We start from the raw sequence: 17,425 nt of genomic DNA, 5'->3' as shown, positions 1-17,425 counted from the left end.
TTACTTCTCGACCACGAACTTGCCGTCCACCACCTTGAGCATCACGCCGGTCTCGTTGGTGTAGCCCCAGTGGTCGTCCTTGGTCCAGTTCATCACGCCGTGCGCGAAGATCGTGCGGCCCATGGTTTCCATCGCATCGCGCAGCGCGGCGCGGAACTCCGGCGTGCCGGGCTTGGCCTTCTTGAGGGCGACGGGCACGATCTTCTCCATCACGATCGCGAAGTCGTAGGAATGGCCGGCGAACTGGTTGCGGGAACCGGGGCCGTTCGCCTTCTCGAAATTGGTCACGAAGTCGACCGCCGCCTTCTTCGACGGGTGGCTGTCGGGCAGCTGCTCGGCGACGACGGCCGGGCCGGAGACCACATACGTGCCCTCGACATCCTTGCCGCCGATGCGAACGAGGTCGGGCGTGGCCGCCGCGTGCGTCTGGTAGATCTTGCCCTTGTAGCCGCGCTCGACGATCGCCTTTTCGGGCATCGCCGCGCCCGAGCCGGACGCCACGATGATCATCGCGTCGGGATTGGCCGAAGACAGCTTGAGCGCTTGCGGCGTGACGCTCGTGTCGGTGCGCGCGAAGCGCTCGACGGCGACGATCTTCATGCCGTTCTTCTCGGCCTCGGCCGTCGCGGCCTTCAGCCAGAGTTCGCCGTAGGCGTCCGTGTAGCCGAGGAAGCCGATCGTCTTCACGCCCTGCTTCTTCATGTGCTGGAACATCGCGTGGGCCATCACGTCGTTGCCTTGCGGCAGGCGGAACAGCCACTGGTCGTGGCCGGGAGGCACGCCCACCGGCGACGCGGCGACCTGCAGCGTCTTCGCTTCGGCCGTCACCGGCGCCATGGCGGCGGCAACGGGAGTGAGGCACGAACCCAGGATCACGTCGACATGGTCTTCGGAGATGAGCCGCTTGGCGTTGCTCACCCCCTTGCCCGGGTCGCTCGCGTCATCGAGGATGATCAGGTTCACCTTCTCGCCGGCGATGGTCTTCGGGAACAGCGCCAGCTGCTTCTGCATGGGGATGCCGAGGCCGGAACCCGGGCCCGTGAGCGACAGCACGACGCCCACGTTCACGTCCGCGAGCGCGGCGGCGGAAGCCACCAGCGTGGCGAGGGCGATCAGGGTCTTCTTCAATTTCATCGTTGTCTCCATGGAGTGGTGGGTTTTCAGCGCGGCGCCATGCGCAGCGCGCCGTCGAGCCGGATCACCTCGCCGTTGAGGTGCATGTTCGTGACGATATGGCAAGCCAGCTGCGCGAACTCTTCGGGTTTGCCCAGCCGGGACGGGAAGGGAATGGACGCGGCGAGCGACTGCTGCACCGGTTCGGGCAACTGTTGCATCAGCGGGGTCGAGAACAGGCCCGGGGCGATCGTGCAGACACGGATGCCGTGCTGCGCCAGGTCGCGCGCCATCGGCAGTGTCATGCCCACCAGCCCGCCCTTGGACGCGCTGTAGGCCTGCTGGCCCACCTGGCCGTCGAAAGCGGCGACGGAGGCGGTGAAGAGCATCACGCCGCGCTCGCCGTCTTCCAGGGGCGCCAGCTTCGCGCACTCGGCGGCGAACAGGCGGCTGACGTTGTACGTCCCGATCAGGTTCACGTTGATCACGCGCGCGAAGTCTTCCAGCGGCGCGGCATTGCCGTCCTTGCCGACGATGCGTCTGGCCGTGCCGATGCCGGCGATGTTCATGCAGATGCGCGCTGCACCGTGCTTCCCGGCGGCCTTGGCGAGGGCCGCCGTGACACTGTCGGTGTTCGTGATGTCGCACCGGCAGGCGACGCCGCCGATCTCCTGGGCGACTTTCTCGGCCAGGTCCTCGTTGACATCGAGCACGGCGACCTGGGCGCCGCAGCGCGCGAGTTCGCGCGCCGTCGCCTCGCCCAGGCCCGAGGCGCCGCCGGTGACGATGGCAGCTTGTCCTTCGATCTTCATGGTGTCTCCGGTTTCAAGGTGAGCGGCAACTGGTCGTCGTGGAAGGCCTGCACCAGCGCGTCGCGGTGCTTGAGTACGGCGCGCTGGTTGATCGATCCCTTGTCGGTGATCTCGCCCTTGTCGATCGACGGCGGCTCTGCCAGCACGTGAAGGCGCGCGACCCGGTTGGCGCTGCCGGTGGCGGACGCGGCAAGTTCGTTCAGCACCTTCTGGAAGTGCCGCCGCATATCGCTTTCGCTCAACTGCCGCAGCTTGGCCGTCGGGAAGACGAGCGCGCCGACTTCATTGCGGTTGATCCCCGTGATCACGGCGTCCTGCACGTAGGGCGCACCGGCCGCGATGATCTTCGCGCGCAGCGGACCGACGCTGACGAAGGTGCCGGTGGCGAGCTTGAAATCCTCCGCGATGCGGCCGTCGAACTTCAGGCCCTTGTGCGGGTCCTGCGGGTCGATCCACAGGACGGCGTCGCCGGTACAGAAGAAGCCTTCGTCGTCGAAGTTCTCCGCGGTTTCCTGCGGCGCGCGCCAGTAGCCCGGCGTGACGTTCGGGCCCTTGTAGCGGATCTCGGTCTTGCCGTCGATCGGCACGAGCTTGAGCTCCATGCCCGGCGTCGGCAGCCCCAGGTAGCCCGACTTCACTTCGGGGCTGGTGATGAACACCGCGAAGGGCGAGGACTCGGTCATGCCGAGGCCGGTGCCCATCACGATGCGTTCGCCCAGCTCGGCTTCCTCGAGTTCGTGCAGGAGGTCCCACACCGGTTGTGCGAGCGCGGCGCCGGCATAGAAGAACATTCGCACTCGCGAGAGCAGGTTCTTGCGCAGCACCTCATCGGCCTTCATCGCGTGCGCGATCGCCTCGAAGCCGGTCGGCACGTTGAAGTACACGGTGGGCGCGATCTCGCGCAGGTTGCGCAGCGTCTCGGCGATGCCCGCCGGCGTGGGCTTGCCGTCGTCGATGTAGAGCGTGCCGCCGTGGTAGAGCGTCAGGCCGAAATTGTGGTTGCCGCCGAAAGTGTGGTTCCAGGGCAGCCAGTCCACCAGCACCGGCGGCTCTTCGCCCAGCACCGGCATCGACTGCAGCATCTGCTGCTGGTTGGCGCACCACATGCCGTGCGTGTTGATCACCGCCTTGGGGAGCTTGGTCGACCCCGAGGTGAAGAGGAACTTGGTGATGGTGTCCGGGCCGGTGGCCCGCATGGCCGCATCGATGGCAGGCGTGGGCGCGCTTTCCGGCGGCATGCCGTACACAACCTCGACTTCGGGTGGGACCGAGGCCTGCACGGCCTTGCCGTAGCGCGCCTCGTCGGCCGCGAACACAAGGCCCGGCGTCAGCGTCTTCAGGACGTGCCGCAGCTTCTCGTAGTCCTGGCTGATCGTCGAATAGGCCGGCGACACGGGGCAGTACGGCACGCCGGCATAGAGGCAGCCGAGCGCGAGCAGGGCGTGCTCCAGGCTGTTCTCGCTCAGGATCGCGACGGGCTTCTCGGCATTCAGGCTCCGATCGAGCAAGGCCTGCCCGATGCGGCGAGCCTTGGCAAGCGCTTCGCCATAGGTGACGTACTGCCACTCGCCCGTGCTGCCGTCCTCGTTGCGCGCGCGGCGCGCCATGAGGACGCGATCGGGCGCCGTGTTCGCCCAGTGCACGAAGCGGTCGGTGAGCCGCTGCGGATACGGCTGCAGGTCCTGGGCGGCGCGCACGTACACGACGCCGCCGGCGGCTTCGCGCAGCGCGCAGCGGGTGACGCCGAACTTCAGCGGGCGATAGCGGGCAGCCATGCTCAGGCCTTCTTGACCTTGGGACCGCGGCCCTCGAGGAATTCGCGCACGCGGGTCTTGGCTTCGGGGGCGCTCTGTGCGATCGCGGCCATCAGCGCCTCCGTGAGGAAGCCCTGGTCCGCCGGCTGCTCGGCGATGCGGGGCAGCGCGTGCATCAGCGCGTAGTTGGTGAGCGGCGCGTTCTTCGCAACGCGTCCCGCCAGCTCCATTGCTTTCTCGAAGGCCGTGCCGGTGGGGACGATGTATTGCGACAGGCCCACGCGCTCGCCTTCCTTCGCGTCGTACACGCGGCCGGTGAACATCATGTCGGCCATGCGCGCTTCGCCGATCAGGCGCGGGATGCGCACGGCGCCGCCGCCGCCGACGAAGATGCCGCGCGAGCCTTCGGGCAGCGAGTAGAACGCCGTCTCGTCGGCCACGCGGATATGGCAGGCCGCCGCGAGCTCGAGCCCGCCGCCCACCACGGCGCCGTGCAGCGCCGCGATGACCGGGGCGGGGCCGAATTGCACCGTGTCCAGCGCCGCGTGCCACATGCGCGAGTGATGCAGGCCGGCGCCGGCGTCGCGCTCCTTGAGTTCGGACAGGTCCAGGCCGGCGCAGAAGTGGTCGCCCTCGCCGTCGAGCACGATGGCGCGCACGGTGTCCGGCAGGTTCTCGAACACGTCGCGGATGCCGAGGATGAGCTCGTCGCTGATGGCGTTGCGCTTGGCGGGACGCGCGAGCCGCACGACGGCGATGGCGTCCTGCAGTTCGAGTCGGATATCGGGTGAGGTCATGGAATTTGCGGGTTGGGCGGATTATTGTTATAAACCATAACCAGTTCAAGCCGCGTCGCCTAGGGCTTACCCTAGGGCGACGACGAATCCGGAGACACCATGGACCACGCCAACCTCGTCGCCATCGACATCCACACGCACGCCGAAGTCAGCTGCTGGAATCCCTTCGACAACTACGGCGAGGAGTACGACCGGGCGGCCGACAAGTACTTCAAGAGCAGCCGCCGCCCGACGATCGCGGAGACCATCGAGTACTACCGCAAGCTGAAGATCGGCCTCGTGATGTTCACGGTGGACAGCGAATCCCAGCTCGGTCGCCGCCGCATCCCGAACGAGGAGATCGCGCAGGCGGCACGCGAGAACAGCGACATGATGATGTGCTTTGCCAGCATCGATCCGCACAAGGGGAAGATGGGCGCGCGCGAGGCCGAGCGGCTCATCAAGGAAGAAGGCGTCAAGGGCTTCAAGTTCCACCCGACGGTGCAGGGCTACCACCCGTACGACAAGATGGCCTGGCCGATCTACGAGGTCATCAACGCGCACAAGATGCCGGCGATCTTCCACACCGGCCACAGCGGCATCGGCTCGGGCATGCGTTGCGGCGGCGGCCTGCGCCTGGAATACAGCAACCCGATGCACCTGGACGACGTGGCCATCGACTTCCCCGACATGCAGATCGTGATGGCGCACCCGAGCTTCCCCTGGCAGGACGAGGCGCTCTCGGTCGCCACGCACAAGCCGAACGTGTGGATCGACCTGTCGGGTTGGTCGCCGAAGTACTTCCCCAAGCAGCTGGTGCAGTACGCGAACACGCTGCTGCGCGACCGCGTTCTCTTCGGCAGCGACTTCCCGCTGATCACGCCCGAGCGCTGGATGAAGGACTTCGAGGAAGCGGGCTTCAGGCCCGAGGTGATGCCCGGGATCCTGAAGGGCAATGCCGTGCGGCTGCTCGGGTTGTGAAGGAGCCCGTCATCCCGGCCTTGAGCCGGGATCCGGTGTCTTTCAGCGACGGCGCATGGCGCGCTCGCCGAGCTCGAACAGCAGTTCACTGATCAGCGCCAGTGCCGCGGCGGGGATGGCACCCGCGAGCAGGAGTTGGCTGTCGCTCAGGGCCAGCCCGGTGACGATGCGCTCGCCATAACCCCCCGCGCCGACGAAAGCCGCGATCGTCGCCGTGCCGATCGCGATGCTGGTCGCGATGCGGATGCCTGCGAGGATCGTGGGCGCGGCCAGCGGCAACTGGATGGTCCGCATGCTTTGCGACTTCGTCATGCCCAGCGCCGTCGCCGCGTCGCGCAGGCCTTGCGGCACTTCCGCGAGGCCCGTCACGCAGTTGCGCATGATCGGCAGCAGCGAATAGAGCGTCAGCGCCACGAGCGCGGGAATCACGCCGATCACGCCGAGCAGCCCGATCAGCATGGCCAGCAGGGCGATCGAGGGGATGGTCTGCAGCAGGCCCGCGATGGCGAGCAGCGTGGCGCGCGAGCGCGGATGCGGGAACGCGAGCACGCCCAAGGGGATGCCCACGATGCAGGCCGCCGCGACCGAGGCGAAGACCAGCGAGAGGTGCTGGATCGTCAGTCGCGAGAAGTCCGGCCCGAAGATGCGTTCCGCGAGCGAGCCGCGCGCCTTGGCCGGCGCTGCGCCTGCGCCCGACAGGAAGTCGCGGGCGATGTCGCCGAACTTCTGGCCCTGCAGCTCGGCCTTCGCGTTCATCGCGATCATCGCGCGCTCGTCGATGCGCCCCTGGAGCTTCTGCAGCGCGGCCCAGGCCTGCGGGAACTTCTTCGGCACGTCGAGGCGATAGAGCACCAGCGCGTCGTAGCGCGGGAAGTAGCCCTTGTCGTCCTGCAGCACCGCGAGGCCCAGGTGATCGATCTTCGCGTCGGTCGTGTAGATGTCCATGACGTCGATTTGCCTGGCGGCGATCGCGTCGTAGGCCAGCCCGTGGTCCAGGCCCGCGGGCTTGTGCGGCAGCGCATAGGCTTTCGCGAGGCCCGGCCAGCCGTCCGCACGGCCGATGAACTCGTTGGACAGGCCCAGTTTCAATTCTGGGTGCTTCGCCAGATCGCTGACGGTGCGGATGCCCAGCCGCTTCGCGTCATCGGCGCGCAGGGCCAGGGCGTAGCCATCGTTGAAACCGAGCGGGATCGCAGCGCCCAGGCCCGAAGGCGCGAGCTGCCGGTTCATCTCCTCGAGCGGCAGGGGCGTGGCGCTTTTCAGGATCTCCAGCGACACCGTGCCCGCGTATTCCGGGTACAGGTCGATGCCGCCCGAGCGCAGCGCCTCGTAGACGATCGCCGTGTTGCCCAGGCCCTCGCGCACCTCGGGCGGCGCGGGCAGGGTTGGCGCCGCCGTACGGGCCAGGATGTGGGCGAGGATGTACGACTCGGTGAAGCGCTTGGAGCCGATGCGCAAGGTGTCCTGCGCCCGCAGGGGCAGGGCGCATGCGCACAGAACGAGCAGGAAGGCGAGGCGTCGCATGGGCGGCTAGCATGCCATGTCTGCCGGCTTGACGCCCGGCAACGCACGGCTGTCCAATGGGCCCTGCGAAGGAGGCTCCCATGGCAGGAACTGGATTCGTGTTGAGCTCGCTCGCTGCGGCGGCGCTCGTGGCGGGATGCACCGCGATGCCGGGCAGCAACGGCTGGCAGACGCTGATCGACGGCAGCAAGGGCATGGAGAACTTCGTCTCCCTGGGCGGAGCGAACTGGCACGCGGAGGGCGACGCCATCGTGGCCGACCGCCGGCCGGACACCCAGGACACGCACTTCCTCGCGACGCGGCAGGCGTACAAGGACTTCGAGCTGCGCGCGGAGTTCTGGGTGAGCGAAGACGCGAACAGCGGCATCTACATGCGCTGCTCGGACGTGAGGCCGATGACCGCCCGCACGTGCCACGAGGCCAACATCTTCGACCAGCGCCCGGACCCGAGCTATGCCACGGGCGCCATCTCCGGGCTGGTGAAGGCGCCCCAGCCCGTTCCGAAGACGGGCGGCCAATGGAACACGATGGAGATCACCGCGCGCGGCACCCACATGGCCGTGGTGCTCAACGGCGTGAAGACGGCCGAGACGAACGAGGCGCGCGACGTCGCCGGCATCATCGGCCTGCAGTACGCCGGCGGCATCGTGAAGTTCCGCAAGCTGCAGGTGCGGCCGCTCTGAGCGGCGCGGCTCAGGGCATGTACTGCCCGCCGTTCACTTCGACGATCTGGCCGGTGATGTAGCCCGAGAGCTGTTCCGAGGCGAGGAACAGGAAAGCGCCTACGCATTCGTCGGCCGTCCCGAGGCGTCCCATGGGAATGGTGGCCTTGAACGACTCCAGCATCTGCGGGGTGGAGAAGCGGTCGTGGAACGGCGTGACGATCACGCCCGGCGCGACCGCGTTGACGCGGATCCTGTCGCCCACGAGCTCCTTGGCGAGCCCGCGCGTGGCGGTGCTCACGAAGCCTTTCGCGCCGGCATAGAGGAAGGCGCCCGGCCCGCCGCCGTGGCGCGCCGCGACGGACGTCACGTTGATGATGCTGCCGCCGCCGCGCCGGCGCATGACGGGCACGACCTCGCGGCAGAACGCCAGCATCGAGCGTGCGTTGATGTGCAGCACGTCATCGAAGAGCTCGTCGGTGAACTCGGCGATCGGCACGCGCTGCACCAGGCTGCCGGCGTTGTTCACGAGCACGTCGATGCCGCCGAATGCATCGGCGACGTGCTTCACCGCGGCACGGATCGCGCTCGAGTCGCGCACGTCGGCGCGCACCTTGATCGCCTGGCCGCCGGCGGCGCGCACGGCATCGACGACCTCGTTGGCGGCTTGCTCGGAGCGGTTGTAGTGCACGGCGACCTTGCCGCCGAGCTCGCCGAAGGCGCGCGCGACCGCGGCGCCGATCCCCGTGCTCGCGCCGGTGACGAGCACGACCTTGTCTTGCAGGTCCTTCATCGGTTCTCCTTCAGTGGGCGGCGCCGAGGAACAGTCCCGGCAGCCACATCGAGAACGCCGGCACGTAGGTGACGAGCAGCAGCGCGGCGATCAGCGCGCCGTAGAACGGCAGGATGGTGCGCATCACGTAGCCGACCGAGACGCCCGCGATCGCGCAGCCGACGAACTGCGTGGTGCCCACTGGCGGGGTGTTCAGGCCCAGCGCGCAGTTGATCAGCAGCACGATGCCGAACTGCACCGAGCTCATGCCGTACTGCTGCGCGATCGGCAGGAAGATCGGCGTGCACAGCAGGATGGTGGCGGCCATGTCCAGGAACGTGCCCAGCACGAACAGGATCACGTTGATCAGCAGGAAGATCAGCCACGGCTCCTTGGTGAACGCCGCGAGCGCCTGGCCGGTGAGTTCGGCCACGCCGTACAGCGAGATCAGGTAGCCGAAGGTCGACGAGATGCCGATGAGCAGCAGGATCACGCCCGTCGTCTTCACCGCCTTCGAGGCCGCCTTGATGAAGTGCTCCCACTTCAGCGAGCGGTAGACGAACACCGTGAGGCCCAGCGCGTACAACACGGCGATGGCCGCCGATTCGGTCGCGGTGAACGCGCCCGACAGGATGCCGATGAGGATCAGCGCCACGACCAGCAGGCCGGGCAGGGCCGCCGCGAGCGACACGCCGACGATGCGCCAGCCGGGGAATTCGCCCGCCGGGTAGCCGCGCTTGACGGCCACCAGGTAGGCCGCCACCAGGTTGCTGATCGTGAGGATCAGCGCCGGCAGCAGGCCCGCGAGGATCAGCGCCGCGATCGACACTTTCCCGCCCGCCGCCAGCGTGTAGATGATCATGTTGTGGCTGGTGGGCATGAGCGCGCCCACGAGAGCCGCGTGCGTCGTGACGTTCACGGCGTAGTCGGCGGCGTAGCCTTCCTTCTTCATCATCGGGATCATCACGGCGCCCATGGCGGAGACGTCCGCGACCGGCGAGCCCGAGACGCCGCCGAACAGCGTGCAGGCCACGACGTTGGACATGCCCAGGCCACCGCGCACGTGGCCCACCAGGCTCATGGCGAAGCGCACGATGCGGTCGGCGATGCCGCCGTGGAGCATCAGCTCGCCGGCGAAGATGAAGAAGGGGATCGCCAGGAACGAGAACACGTTCATGCCCGACGTCATCTGCTGGAAGCCCACCGCGAGCGGCAGGCCTTCGTACAGCAGCGTCGACAGGGCCGACAGACCGATCGCGAACGCGACGGGCACGCCCAACAGCAGCAAGAGGGTGAACGAGCCCGAGAGCAGCAACAGGGGAATCGTCATGACCAGGCAGGCTCCACTTCGCGGCCCTGCGCGAGGGCGATCACGTGTTCGATCGAGAACATCACCACCAGCACGCCGGCGACGGCGGCGGGCACGTATTTCCAGCCTTCGCTGATCCACAGCGTCGGCAGGCGGTAGCTCCACACGGAGTGCGCGAGGAAGGCGCAGTTGTAGGCCATGAGTACGCCGAAGACGGCGACCAGCCCGTGGATCAGGTACTCCATCTTCTGCCGCACGTGCTCGGGCGCGAGCACCAGCAGCGACTCCAGGCCGATGTGGCCGGCGTCGCGCACGCCCACCGCCGTGCCGAGCATCGTCACGTACAGCACCAGCAGCAGTGCCAGGCTCTCGGCCCAGGTCGGCGTGTTGTTCAGCACGTAGCGCCCGAACACCTGCCACGTCACGCACGCGATCAGCAGCACGATGCCGGCGATCCCGAGCCACATGCAGCCGCGCGCGATCGCGCGGCACAGGCGCGAGTAGGCGCCGATCGCGAGGGGAGGCGAGCCTTCGCCTGCCTGCAGGACTTCCGCGAGGCTGCTCACTGGGTGTCCTGGACTCGCTTGACCAGCGCCTTGAGCTTGGCGTCGGTGATGAATTTGTCGTACACGGGCTGCATCGCCTTCTGGAACGAGGCCTTGTCGACCTCGATGATCTGCGCGCCGCCGGCCTTCACGGTGGCCAGGGACTTCTGCTCACGCTCGTCCCACAGCTTGCGCATGTAGGGCACCGACTCCTTGGCCGCCTGGCGGATCGCCTTCTGGTCCTCGGGGCTCAGCGTGTCCCACACGCGCTTGGAGAACAGCAGCATCTCGGGCGCCATCGAGTGCTCGGTGACCGAGTAGAACTTTGCGACTTCGAAATGGCGCGAGCTCTCGTACGAGGGATAGTTGTTCTCGGCCCCGTCGACCAGGCCCGTCTTGAGGGCCGTGTAGACCTCGCCGTACGGCATCGGCGTGGCGTTGGCGCCCATGGCCTCGAGCAGCGACACCCACAGGTCGGACTGCTGTACGCGGATCTTCAGGCCCTTGGCGTCGGCCAGCGTCTTCACCGGCTTCTTGGCGGTGTAGAGCGAGCGCGCACCGCTGTCGTAGTACGCCAGGCCGATGAAGCCCTGCGGCGCGCACGCGGCGAGGATCTCCTCGCCGACCGGGCCGTCGAGCACGTGGCGCATGTGCTCCTTGCTGCGGAACAGGAAAGGCATCGTGGGCACCTGCGTCTCGGGGCAGATGTTGTTCATCGGCGCGATGTTCACGCGCGTCATCGCCAGCGCGCCGATCTTGGTCTGCTCGATCGTGTCCTTCTCGTTGCCCAGCGCGCTGTTGTTGAAGACCTTGATGCTGTGCTTGCCGTTGGTCAGTGCCTTCAGGCGCTCGCCCATGAACTTCACGGCTTCCACCGTGGGATAGCCATCGGGGTGGATGTCGGCCGAGCGGAACTCGGTGGCGCGCGCGCCGAACGCGGCGAGCACACAGGCAATGAGCGCGAGCGATGTCTTGAGCTTCATGTCGTCCTCGGGTCGTGTTGTGTTGGAAGGGAATCAGGAATCTTCGAACGGGCCGGCCTTCACGAAGGCGCCGCCCTGGTAGATGCGCGCCGGGTCCTGCGCATCGAGCGGCGGCTGCGCTTCGACCTTCGCGCGGAAGGGGTCGGAGCTGTCTCGGGGCACGAAGCCCAAGTGAGCGGCCTTGGCGTTGTCCCACCACTTGTCGCGGTTGTCCGACGCGCCATAGACGATGGTGTGCCCGACCTGCGGTGCGTACAGGCAGCAGCGCACGAGTTCCGTGAGGTCACGGTAGGAGAGCCACGTGACCAGCATGCGGCGGTCCTTCGGCTCGGGGAACGACGAGCCGATGCGGATGCAGGCGGTTTCGATCCCGTAGCGGTCGAAGTAGAAGCGCGAGAGGTCTTCGCCGTAGGACTTCGACAGGCCGTAGTAGCCGTCGGGGCGGCGCGCGGAATCGGCGTCGAGCATCTCGCCCTGCTTGTGGAAGCCGATCACGTGGTTGGAGCTGGCGAACACCACGCGCTTCGTCCCATGCCGGCGCGCGCCCTCGTAGATGTGGAAGACGCCCCGGATGTTCGCGTCGAGGATCTCCTCGAACGGCCGCTCGACCGAGACACCCCCGAGATGCACGATCGCATCGCAGCCGCGCACGAGTTCGTCCACGGCCTTCTTGTCGCCCAGGTCGCAGGGCACGACTTCCTCGCCTTCGCCGGCCGGCTCCATGGCCGCCACATCCGACAGGCGCATCACCCGCGCGTACGGCTTCAGGCTCTGCCGCAAGACTTTTCCGAGGCCGCCGGCGGCGCCGGTCAGCAGCAATCGATTGATGGTCATAAGTCGTCAGTTGTCATACGACATCTACTTTCGATTATGATTAACGCATGGCGAACGTGTCAATCGCGAAGTCTCAGGGCAATCCCGAGGTCACGCCCGAAGCGGGGCCGCGCAAGCGGCTGCGCAACCTCGCGCATGAGCTGGTCGAGGGCATAGGCGCGCGCATCCGCGAGCGGTCGCTCAAGCCTGGCGACAAGTTGCCGACCGAGGCGGAGATCATGCGCGAGTGGGGCGTGAGCCGCACCGTCGTGCGCGAGGCCTTGTCCAAGCTGCAGGCGGCGGGCCTGGTGGAGACGCGCCATGGCATCGGCACGTTCGTGCTGGAGCCGCCGGCCGCGAGCGGCTTTCGCATCGACCCGGCTGAAATCGAGACGGCGGTGGACGTGCTGGCCGTCCTCGAATTGCGCATCAGCCTCGAAACCGAGTCGGCGGGGCTGGCCGCCCAGAGGCGTACCGAGGAGCAACTGGCCGAAATGCGGCGGGCGCTCGACGAGCTGATGGCGGCCGGGCAGGCTGGCGGCCGCGACACCGTCGGGCCGGACTTCCGCTTCCACCACCTGATCGCGCTGGCCACCGGCAACCGCTACTTCGCGGACATCATGAGCCACCTGGGCGCGACGCTGATCCCGCGGGCGCGCATCAATTCGTCGCGCCTGGCGCGCGAGGACCTGCCGCAATACCTGCGACGGCTGGAGCGCGAACACGAGGAAATCTACGACGCGATCGCGCGGCGCGATCCCGAGGCTGCGCGCGCGGCCATGCGGCTGCACCTGACGAACAGCCGCGAGCGCCTGCGCCGGGCACAGGAAGCTGCGGAGGCGGCCGGGAAGAGCTGAGAAGTACGGGTTCTCCACATTCCCGGCTTGTCGGTCATCTTGTATGATGACCGACAACATGGAGACCCGGATGATCACCAGACGCCAAGTCCTCATCGCCTCGTCCGCGGCTGTCGCGGCGCCCGCCTTTGCGCAAACTTCCTGGCCGGCCAGGCCGATCCGCCTGGTCGTGCCTTACCCGCCGGGCGGGTCGTCCGACATCATCGCGCGCTCGATCAGCGAGCAGCTCTCGGCCGCGCTGAAGCAGACGGTGATCGTGGACAACAAGCCGGGCGCCAACGGCAACCTCGGCGCCGACCTGGTCGCGAAGGCGCCGGCCGACGGTTACACGCTGCTGCTGTGCGACGTCGGCGCGCTGGCGATCAGCCCCTCCGTCTATACGAAGCTCGCGTTCGATCCGGGCAAGGACTTGCGCGGCGTCACGATGCTCGCGTATTCGCCGCACCTGCTGGTGGTGCATCCGTCGGTGCCGGCGAACAACCTCAAGGAACTGGTCGCACTGTCGAAGCAGCGGCCGCTGAATTTCGCGGTGTCGGCCGTCGGCAGCGCGCCGCACCTCGCCGGCGTGGCTGTGGAACGCGCGACCGGCGCGAAATGGCAGTACGTGCCTTACAAGGGCGGTTCGCAGGCCATCACCGACACCGTCGGCGGCCAGACCGACGTGATGATGAACGGCATGCTGGCGACGTATCCGCACGTGCAGAACGGCAAGCTCAAGCTGCTGGCCGTCTCCAAGCGCTCGCGCATGCCGCTGATCGGCACCGTGCCGACCATCGCGGAGCAAGGCGTTCCCGGATTCGAATCGGGCACCTGGCAAGGCGTGCTCGCCGCGCGCGGCACGCCCGACGCCATCGTGCAAAGGCTCAACGCCGAACTGATTCGCGCCATCCGCACACCCGACGTGCGCGCCCGGCTCGCCGGCCAGGGCGCCGAAGTGGTGACCATGACGCCCGCCGAACAGGACAAATTCTTCAACGAGGAGCGAGCGCGCTGGGCCCAGGTCGTCGCGCAAGCCCAGATCAAGCTCGACTAAAGCATCGCCATCATGCTGACCCCGCAACAACTCAAGACCACCATCTCGTCCGGCCTGCTGTCGTTCCCGCTCACGGACTTCGATACGGAAGGCAACTTCAACGCCAAGGGCTATGCCGCGCGCCTGGAATGGCTCGCACCCTACGGCGCCACGGCGCTGTTCGCCGCCGGGGGCACCGGCGAATTCTTCTCGCTGACGGGCGACGAGTACCCGCGGATCATCAAGACCGCGGTGGACACCTGTCGCGGCAAGGTGCCGATCATCGCCGGCGCGGGCGGCCCGACGCGCTTCGCCATTGCTTGCGCGAAAGCCGCGGAAGAAGCGGGCGCCGACGGCATCCTGCTGCTGCCGCATTACCTCACCGAAGCGGGGCAGGAAGGCCTGGCCGCGCACGTCGAGGCCGTGTGCAAGAGCGTGAAGTTCGGCGTGATCGTCTACAACCGCGGCCAATCGAGGCTGATGCCTGCCACGCTCGCGAAGCTGGCCGAGCGCTGCTCCAACCTGGTCGGCTTCAAGGACGGCATCGGCGACATCGAGCTGATGTCCTCGATCTATATGAAGATGGGCGACCGCTTCGCCTACCTCGGCGGACTGCCGACGGCGGAGGTCTACGCGGCGGCGTACAAGGCGCTGGGTACGCCGGTGTACTCGTCGGCGGTGTTCAACTTCATCCCGAAGACGGCGATGCAGTTCTACGAAGCCGTGCGCACCGACGACCTGGCCACGCAGCACAGGCTGCTGCGCGAATTCTTCATGCCTTACCTCGAGATCCGCAACCGCGGCGCGGGCTACGCCGTGAGCATCGTCAAGGCCGGCGCGAAACTCGTGGGTCACGACGCCGGGCCGGTGCGCACGCCGCTCACCGACCTCAAACCCGAGGAGATGGAGCAGCTCCAGGCGCTCATCGCGAAGCTCGGTCCCCAATAAGCATTACCGGAGACACCCCTATGAAAAAAGCACTCGCTGCTTTCGCCGCCGCATTCGCGTTCACGGCATTCGCCTTCGCCGCCTATCCGGAGAAGCCCGTCACGATGCTCGTGCCGTTCCCGCCCGGCGGCTCCACCGACCTGATCGCACGGATGGTCGCGCCCAAGATGCAGGAAAAGCTCGGTGGCTCCTTCATCGTCGACAACAAGGGCGGTGCCGGGGGCACCGTGGGCACGGCGATGGTCAAGCGCGCGCCGGCCGACGGCTACACGCTGCTGGTCACCTCGCTCGGCCCGCTGGTGATCGGTCCGCACCTGATGAAGAACGTCGGCTACGACGCGACCAGGGACTTCGACTACATCACGGTCGCCGTGCAGGCGCCCAACGTGCTGGCCGTGCCGGCGAACTCGCCGCACAGGACGCTGGCGGACGTGCTCGCCTACGAGAAGGCGCACCCAGGCAAGATGACGTTCGCGTCCTCGGGCAACGGCAGCAGCGACCACCTGACGGCCGAGCTATTCTGGCAGCAGACCGGCACCAGCGGCATCCACGTTCCGTACAAGGGCGGCGGCCCGGCCACCACGGACCTGGTCGGCGGGCAGGTCGATGCGTCGTTCATGAACGTCAACACGGCGATGCCGCAGCTGAAGGCCGGCAAGCTGCGTGCGCTGGCCATCACCAGCACCAGGCGGTCACCGCTGCTGCCCGACGTGCCCACGCTGGAAGAAGCCGGCGTGAAAGGCGTGGTCGTGACCTCCTGGCAGGCCTTCGCCGCGCCCAAGGGGATCCCCACCGACATCAGGACGAAATTGCACGATGCGGTCGTCGCCGCCCTGAACGATCCCGCGATCAAGGCCAAGCTGCTCGAGCTCGGCTTCGAGATCGTCGGCAACAGCCCCGAGCAGTTCACCCAGTTCCAGGCGAGCGAATTCGCCCGCTGGAGGAACCTGATCGAAACGCGCAAGATCACGGCCGACTGATCGCGGAGAATCGAGAGCCATGACGGAACCGCGCCGCATCCTCATGCACGAGAGCGACAACGTCGCGATCGTGGTGAACGACGGCGGCCTGGCACCGGGCGCCGTCTTCGCCGACGGCCTGACGGTGCGCGACCGGGTGCCCCAGGGCCACAAGATCGCGCTGGCGGACCTGCGCGAGGGCGACCCGGTCGTGCGCTACAACGTCGTGATCGGCTACGCCCTGCGCGACATCCCGGCCGGCAGCTGGATTCACGAGCGGCTGCTGCGCATGCCCGAGGCGCGCTCGCTGTCGGATCTGCCCAGGCCGCAACCCGCGCCGCGCGCGATGGAGCCGATCGAGGGCTACACCTTCGAGGGCTATCGCAACGCGGACGCCTCGGTCGGCACGCGCAACCTGCTTGCGATCACGCAGACGGTGCAATGCGTCGCCGGCGTGGCGCGCGTGGCGGCCGAGCGCATCCGCGCCGAGCTGCTGCCGCGCTACCCGAACATCGACGGCGTGGTCGCGCTGGAGCACGGCTACGGCTGCGGCGTCGCGATCGACGCGCCCGGGGCGGAGATCCCGATCCGCACGCTGCGCAACATCTCGCTCAATCCGAACTTCGGCGGCGAAGTGATGATGATCAGCCTGGGCTGCGAGAAACTGCAGCCGGAGCGGCTGATGCCGCCGGGATCGTTCCCGGTGTCCGTCGCCACCGAAACGCAGCAGCTCGACGTGATCGTGCTGCAGGACGACAAGCACACCAGCTTCCAGTCGATGATAGCCTCGGTCGTGCAGCAGGCGATCCCGCACCTGGAGCGCCTGAACGCGCGCCAGCGCGTCACGGTGCCCGCGAGCGCGCTGGTGGTCGGCGTGCAGTGCGGCGGCAGCGACGCGTTCTCGGGCGTCACCGCCAATCCCGCGGTCGGCTATTGCACCGACCTGCTCGTGCGCGCCGGCGCGACGGTGATGTTCTCCGAGACGACCGAAGTGCGCGACGCGGTGGACCAGCTCACCTCGCGCGCAGTGGACGACGACGTGGCGCAGGCGATCATCCGCGAGATGGCCTGGTACGACGACTACCTGCAGCGCGGCAGCGTGGACCGCAGCGCCAACACGACGCCCGGCAACAAGAAGGGCGGCCTCGCCAACATTGTCGAGAAGGCGATGGGCTCGATCGTCAAATCCGGCAGCGCGCCGATTTCCGGCGTCGTGCGTCCCGGCGACAGGCTCGATGGCCAGCGCGGCCTGATCTACGCGGCGACACCGGCGAGCGATTTCATCTGCGGCACGCTGCAGCTGGCGGCGGGGATGAACCTGCATGTCTTCACGACAGGCCGCGGCACGCCTTATGGCCTGGCCGAAGCGCCGGTGATCAAGGTCGCCACGCGCACCGAGCTCGCGAACCGCTGGAAGGACCTGATCGACGTCAACGCCGGCACCATCGCCGACGGCAGCAAGACGATCGAGGAGGTGGGCTGGGAGCTGTTCCGCCTCATGCTCGATGTCGCGAGCGGCCGCCGGCAGACCTGGGCCGAGCGCTGGCAATTGCACAACTCGCTGGTGCTGTTCAACCCCGCACCCGTCACCTGATTTCCCCTATT

At 67.6% G+C, this 17,425-nt stretch carries 17 protein-coding genes; 7 read left to right on the top strand and 10 right to left on the bottom strand.

Going from position 1 to position 17,425, the window contains the following annotated elements:
• Genes AC3EF3_RS12215 through AC3EF3_RS12200 form a run of 4 tightly spaced genes read right to left on the bottom strand, consistent with a single transcriptional unit; the run spans position 1 to position 4,476 of the window.
• The gene (locus AC3EF3_RS12215; protein WP_488532421.1) at positions 1-1,134 is read right to left on the bottom strand and encodes an ABC transporter substrate-binding protein; all 1,134 of its coding nucleotides are present in this window, start codon (positions 1,132-1,134) and stop codon (positions 1-3) included.
• Positions 1,135-1,160: 26 nt separating this feature from the next.
• Entirely contained in the window at positions 1,161-1,925 is a 765-nt protein-coding gene (locus tag AC3EF3_RS12210; protein WP_488532420.1) for an SDR family NAD(P)-dependent oxidoreductase, read from the bottom strand.
• Positions 1,922-3,700 (bottom strand): feruloyl-CoA synthase, encoded by a 1,779-nt coding sequence (locus AC3EF3_RS12205; RefSeq protein ID WP_488532419.1) that lies wholly within the window; start codon positions 3,698-3,700, stop codon positions 1,922-1,924. The genes AC3EF3_RS12210 and AC3EF3_RS12205 overlap by 4 nt, the downstream gene beginning before the upstream one ends.
• Positions 3,701-3,702: 2 nt before the next feature.
• Positions 3,703-4,476, bottom strand: coding sequence for a crotonase/enoyl-CoA hydratase family protein (locus tag AC3EF3_RS12200; RefSeq protein ID WP_488532418.1), 774 nt, complete (start codon positions 4,474-4,476; stop codon positions 3,703-3,705).
• Between the two features lie 99 nt (positions 4,477-4,575).
• Here AC3EF3_RS12200 and AC3EF3_RS12195 point away from each other — a divergent pair, with 99 nt between their 5' ends.
• Positions 4,576-5,436 carry an amidohydrolase family protein gene (locus tag AC3EF3_RS12195; protein ID WP_488532417.1) on the top strand — a complete coding sequence of 287 codons (861 nt, stop codon included), beginning with the start codon at positions 4,576-4,578 and terminating at the stop codon, positions 5,434-5,436.
• Between the two features lie 42 nt (positions 5,437-5,478).
• Here AC3EF3_RS12195 and AC3EF3_RS12190 read toward each other — a convergent pair whose 3' ends face one another.
• On the bottom strand, positions 5,479-6,960 hold the full coding sequence (locus tag AC3EF3_RS12190; protein ID WP_488532416.1) for a glycine betaine ABC transporter substrate-binding protein: 1,482 nt from the start codon (positions 6,958-6,960) through the stop codon (positions 5,479-5,481).
• Between the two features lie 80 nt (positions 6,961-7,040).
• Here AC3EF3_RS12190 and AC3EF3_RS12185 point away from each other — a divergent pair, with 80 nt between their 5' ends.
• On the top strand, positions 7,041-7,643 hold the full coding sequence (locus AC3EF3_RS12185) for a 3-keto-disaccharide hydrolase (protein WP_488532415.1): 603 nt from the start codon (positions 7,041-7,043) through the stop codon (positions 7,641-7,643).
• Positions 7,644-7,653: 10 nt separating this feature from the next.
• On the opposite strand, the gene AC3EF3_RS12180 is transcribed toward AC3EF3_RS12185, so the two are convergent.
• The 5 genes from AC3EF3_RS12180 to AC3EF3_RS12160 form a co-directional block, all read right to left on the bottom strand.
• Positions 7,654-8,415 (bottom strand): SDR family NAD(P)-dependent oxidoreductase, encoded by a 762-nt coding sequence (locus AC3EF3_RS12180; protein WP_488532414.1) that lies wholly within the window; start codon positions 8,413-8,415, stop codon positions 7,654-7,656.
• A gap of 10 nt (positions 8,416-8,425) precedes the next feature.
• Complete coding sequence (locus tag AC3EF3_RS12175; protein WP_488532413.1) at positions 8,426-9,724, bottom strand: TRAP transporter large permease; 1,299 nt, start codon at positions 9,722-9,724, stop codon at positions 8,426-8,428.
• Positions 9,721-10,170 (bottom strand): TRAP transporter small permease, encoded by a 450-nt coding sequence (locus AC3EF3_RS12170; RefSeq protein ID WP_488533782.1) that lies wholly within the window; start codon positions 10,168-10,170, stop codon positions 9,721-9,723. The genes AC3EF3_RS12175 and AC3EF3_RS12170 overlap by 4 nt, the downstream gene beginning before the upstream one ends.
• A gap of 95 nt (positions 10,171-10,265) precedes the next feature.
• Complete coding sequence (locus AC3EF3_RS12165) at positions 10,266-11,231, bottom strand: TRAP transporter substrate-binding protein (protein ID WP_488532412.1); 966 nt, start codon at positions 11,229-11,231, stop codon at positions 10,266-10,268.
• A gap of 33 nt (positions 11,232-11,264) precedes the next feature.
• The gene (locus AC3EF3_RS12160) at positions 11,265-12,065 is read right to left on the bottom strand and encodes an NAD-dependent epimerase/dehydratase family protein (RefSeq protein ID WP_488532411.1); all 801 of its coding nucleotides are present in this window, start codon (positions 12,063-12,065) and stop codon (positions 11,265-11,267) included.
• A gap of 47 nt (positions 12,066-12,112) precedes the next feature.
• On the opposite strand from AC3EF3_RS12160, the gene AC3EF3_RS12155 reads away from it, so the two are divergent.
• From AC3EF3_RS12155 to garD, 5 genes are all read left to right on the top strand, one after another.
• On the top strand, positions 12,113-12,901 hold the full coding sequence (locus AC3EF3_RS12155; protein ID WP_488532410.1) for a FadR/GntR family transcriptional regulator: 789 nt from the start codon (positions 12,113-12,115) through the stop codon (positions 12,899-12,901).
• Positions 12,902-12,971: 70 nt separating this feature from the next.
• On the top strand, positions 12,972-13,934 hold the full coding sequence (locus AC3EF3_RS12150; protein WP_488532409.1) for a Bug family tripartite tricarboxylate transporter substrate binding protein: 963 nt from the start codon (positions 12,972-12,974) through the stop codon (positions 13,932-13,934).
• 15 nt (positions 13,935-13,949) lie between these two features.
• Complete coding sequence (gene kdgD / locus AC3EF3_RS12145) at positions 13,950-14,861, top strand: 5-dehydro-4-deoxyglucarate dehydratase (protein WP_488533781.1); 912 nt, start codon at positions 13,950-13,952, stop codon at positions 14,859-14,861.
• 20 nt (positions 14,862-14,881) lie between these two features.
• Positions 14,882-15,841, top strand: a complete 960-nt coding sequence (locus AC3EF3_RS12140; RefSeq protein WP_488532408.1) for a Bug family tripartite tricarboxylate transporter substrate binding protein — start codon at positions 14,882-14,884, stop codon at positions 15,839-15,841.
• A gap of 19 nt (positions 15,842-15,860) precedes the next feature.
• Positions 15,861-17,414 carry a galactarate dehydratase gene (gene garD, locus AC3EF3_RS12135; RefSeq protein WP_488532407.1) on the top strand — a complete coding sequence of 518 codons (1,554 nt, stop codon included), beginning with the start codon at positions 15,861-15,863 and terminating at the stop codon, positions 17,412-17,414.
• Positions 17,415-17,425 lie beyond the last annotated feature (11 nt).

The sequence above is a fragment of the Ramlibacter sp. GS1-15 genome (assembly GCF_057785015.1).
The sequence above is the reverse complement of the archived record's forward strand: the minus strand, read 5'-3'. Positions and strand labels throughout refer to the sequence as shown.

Coding starts and splice junctions, on each gene's coding strand:
- AC3EF3_RS12160 (WP_488532411.1), bottom strand. CDS start 12,065: ATGACCATCAATCGATTGCTGCTGACCGGCGCCGCCGGCGGCCTCGGA.
- AC3EF3_RS12170 (WP_488533782.1), bottom strand. CDS start 10,170: ATGTGGCTCGGGATCGCCGGCATCGTGCTGCTGATCGCGTGCGTGACG.
- AC3EF3_RS12190 (WP_488532416.1), bottom strand. CDS start 6,960: ATGCGACGCCTCGCCTTCCTGCTCGTTCTGTGCGCATGCGCCCTGCCC.
- AC3EF3_RS12150 (WP_488532409.1), top strand. CDS start 12,972: ATGATCACCAGACGCCAAGTCCTCATCGCCTCGTCCGCGGCTGTCGCG.
- AC3EF3_RS12195 (WP_488532417.1), top strand. CDS start 4,576: ATGGACCACGCCAACCTCGTCGCCATCGACATCCACACGCACGCCGAA.
- AC3EF3_RS12215 (WP_488532421.1), bottom strand. CDS start 1,134: ATGAAATTGAAGAAGACCCTGATCGCCCTCGCCACGCTGGTGGCTTCC.
- garD (WP_488532407.1), top strand. CDS start 15,861: ATGACGGAACCGCGCCGCATCCTCATGCACGAGAGCGACAACGTCGCG.
- AC3EF3_RS12180 (WP_488532414.1), bottom strand. CDS start 8,415: ATGAAGGACCTGCAAGACAAGGTCGTGCTCGTCACCGGCGCGAGCACG.
- AC3EF3_RS12210 (WP_488532420.1), bottom strand. CDS start 1,925: ATGAAGATCGAAGGACAAGCTGCCATCGTCACCGGCGGCGCCTCGGGC.
- AC3EF3_RS12155 (WP_488532410.1), top strand. CDS start 12,113: ATGGCGAACGTGTCAATCGCGAAGTCTCAGGGCAATCCCGAGGTCACG.
- AC3EF3_RS12140 (WP_488532408.1), top strand. CDS start 14,882: ATGAAAAAAGCACTCGCTGCTTTCGCCGCCGCATTCGCGTTCACGGCA.
- AC3EF3_RS12205 (WP_488532419.1), bottom strand. CDS start 3,700: ATGGCTGCCCGCTATCGCCCGCTGAAGTTCGGCGTCACCCGCTGCGCG.
- AC3EF3_RS12185 (WP_488532415.1), top strand. CDS start 7,041: ATGGCAGGAACTGGATTCGTGTTGAGCTCGCTCGCTGCGGCGGCGCTC.
- AC3EF3_RS12200 (WP_488532418.1), bottom strand. CDS start 4,476: ATGACCTCACCCGATATCCGACTCGAACTGCAGGACGCCATCGCCGTC.
- AC3EF3_RS12165 (WP_488532412.1), bottom strand. CDS start 11,231: ATGAAGCTCAAGACATCGCTCGCGCTCATTGCCTGTGTGCTCGCCGCG.
- AC3EF3_RS12175 (WP_488532413.1), bottom strand. CDS start 9,724: ATGACGATTCCCCTGTTGCTGCTCTCGGGCTCGTTCACCCTCTTGCTG.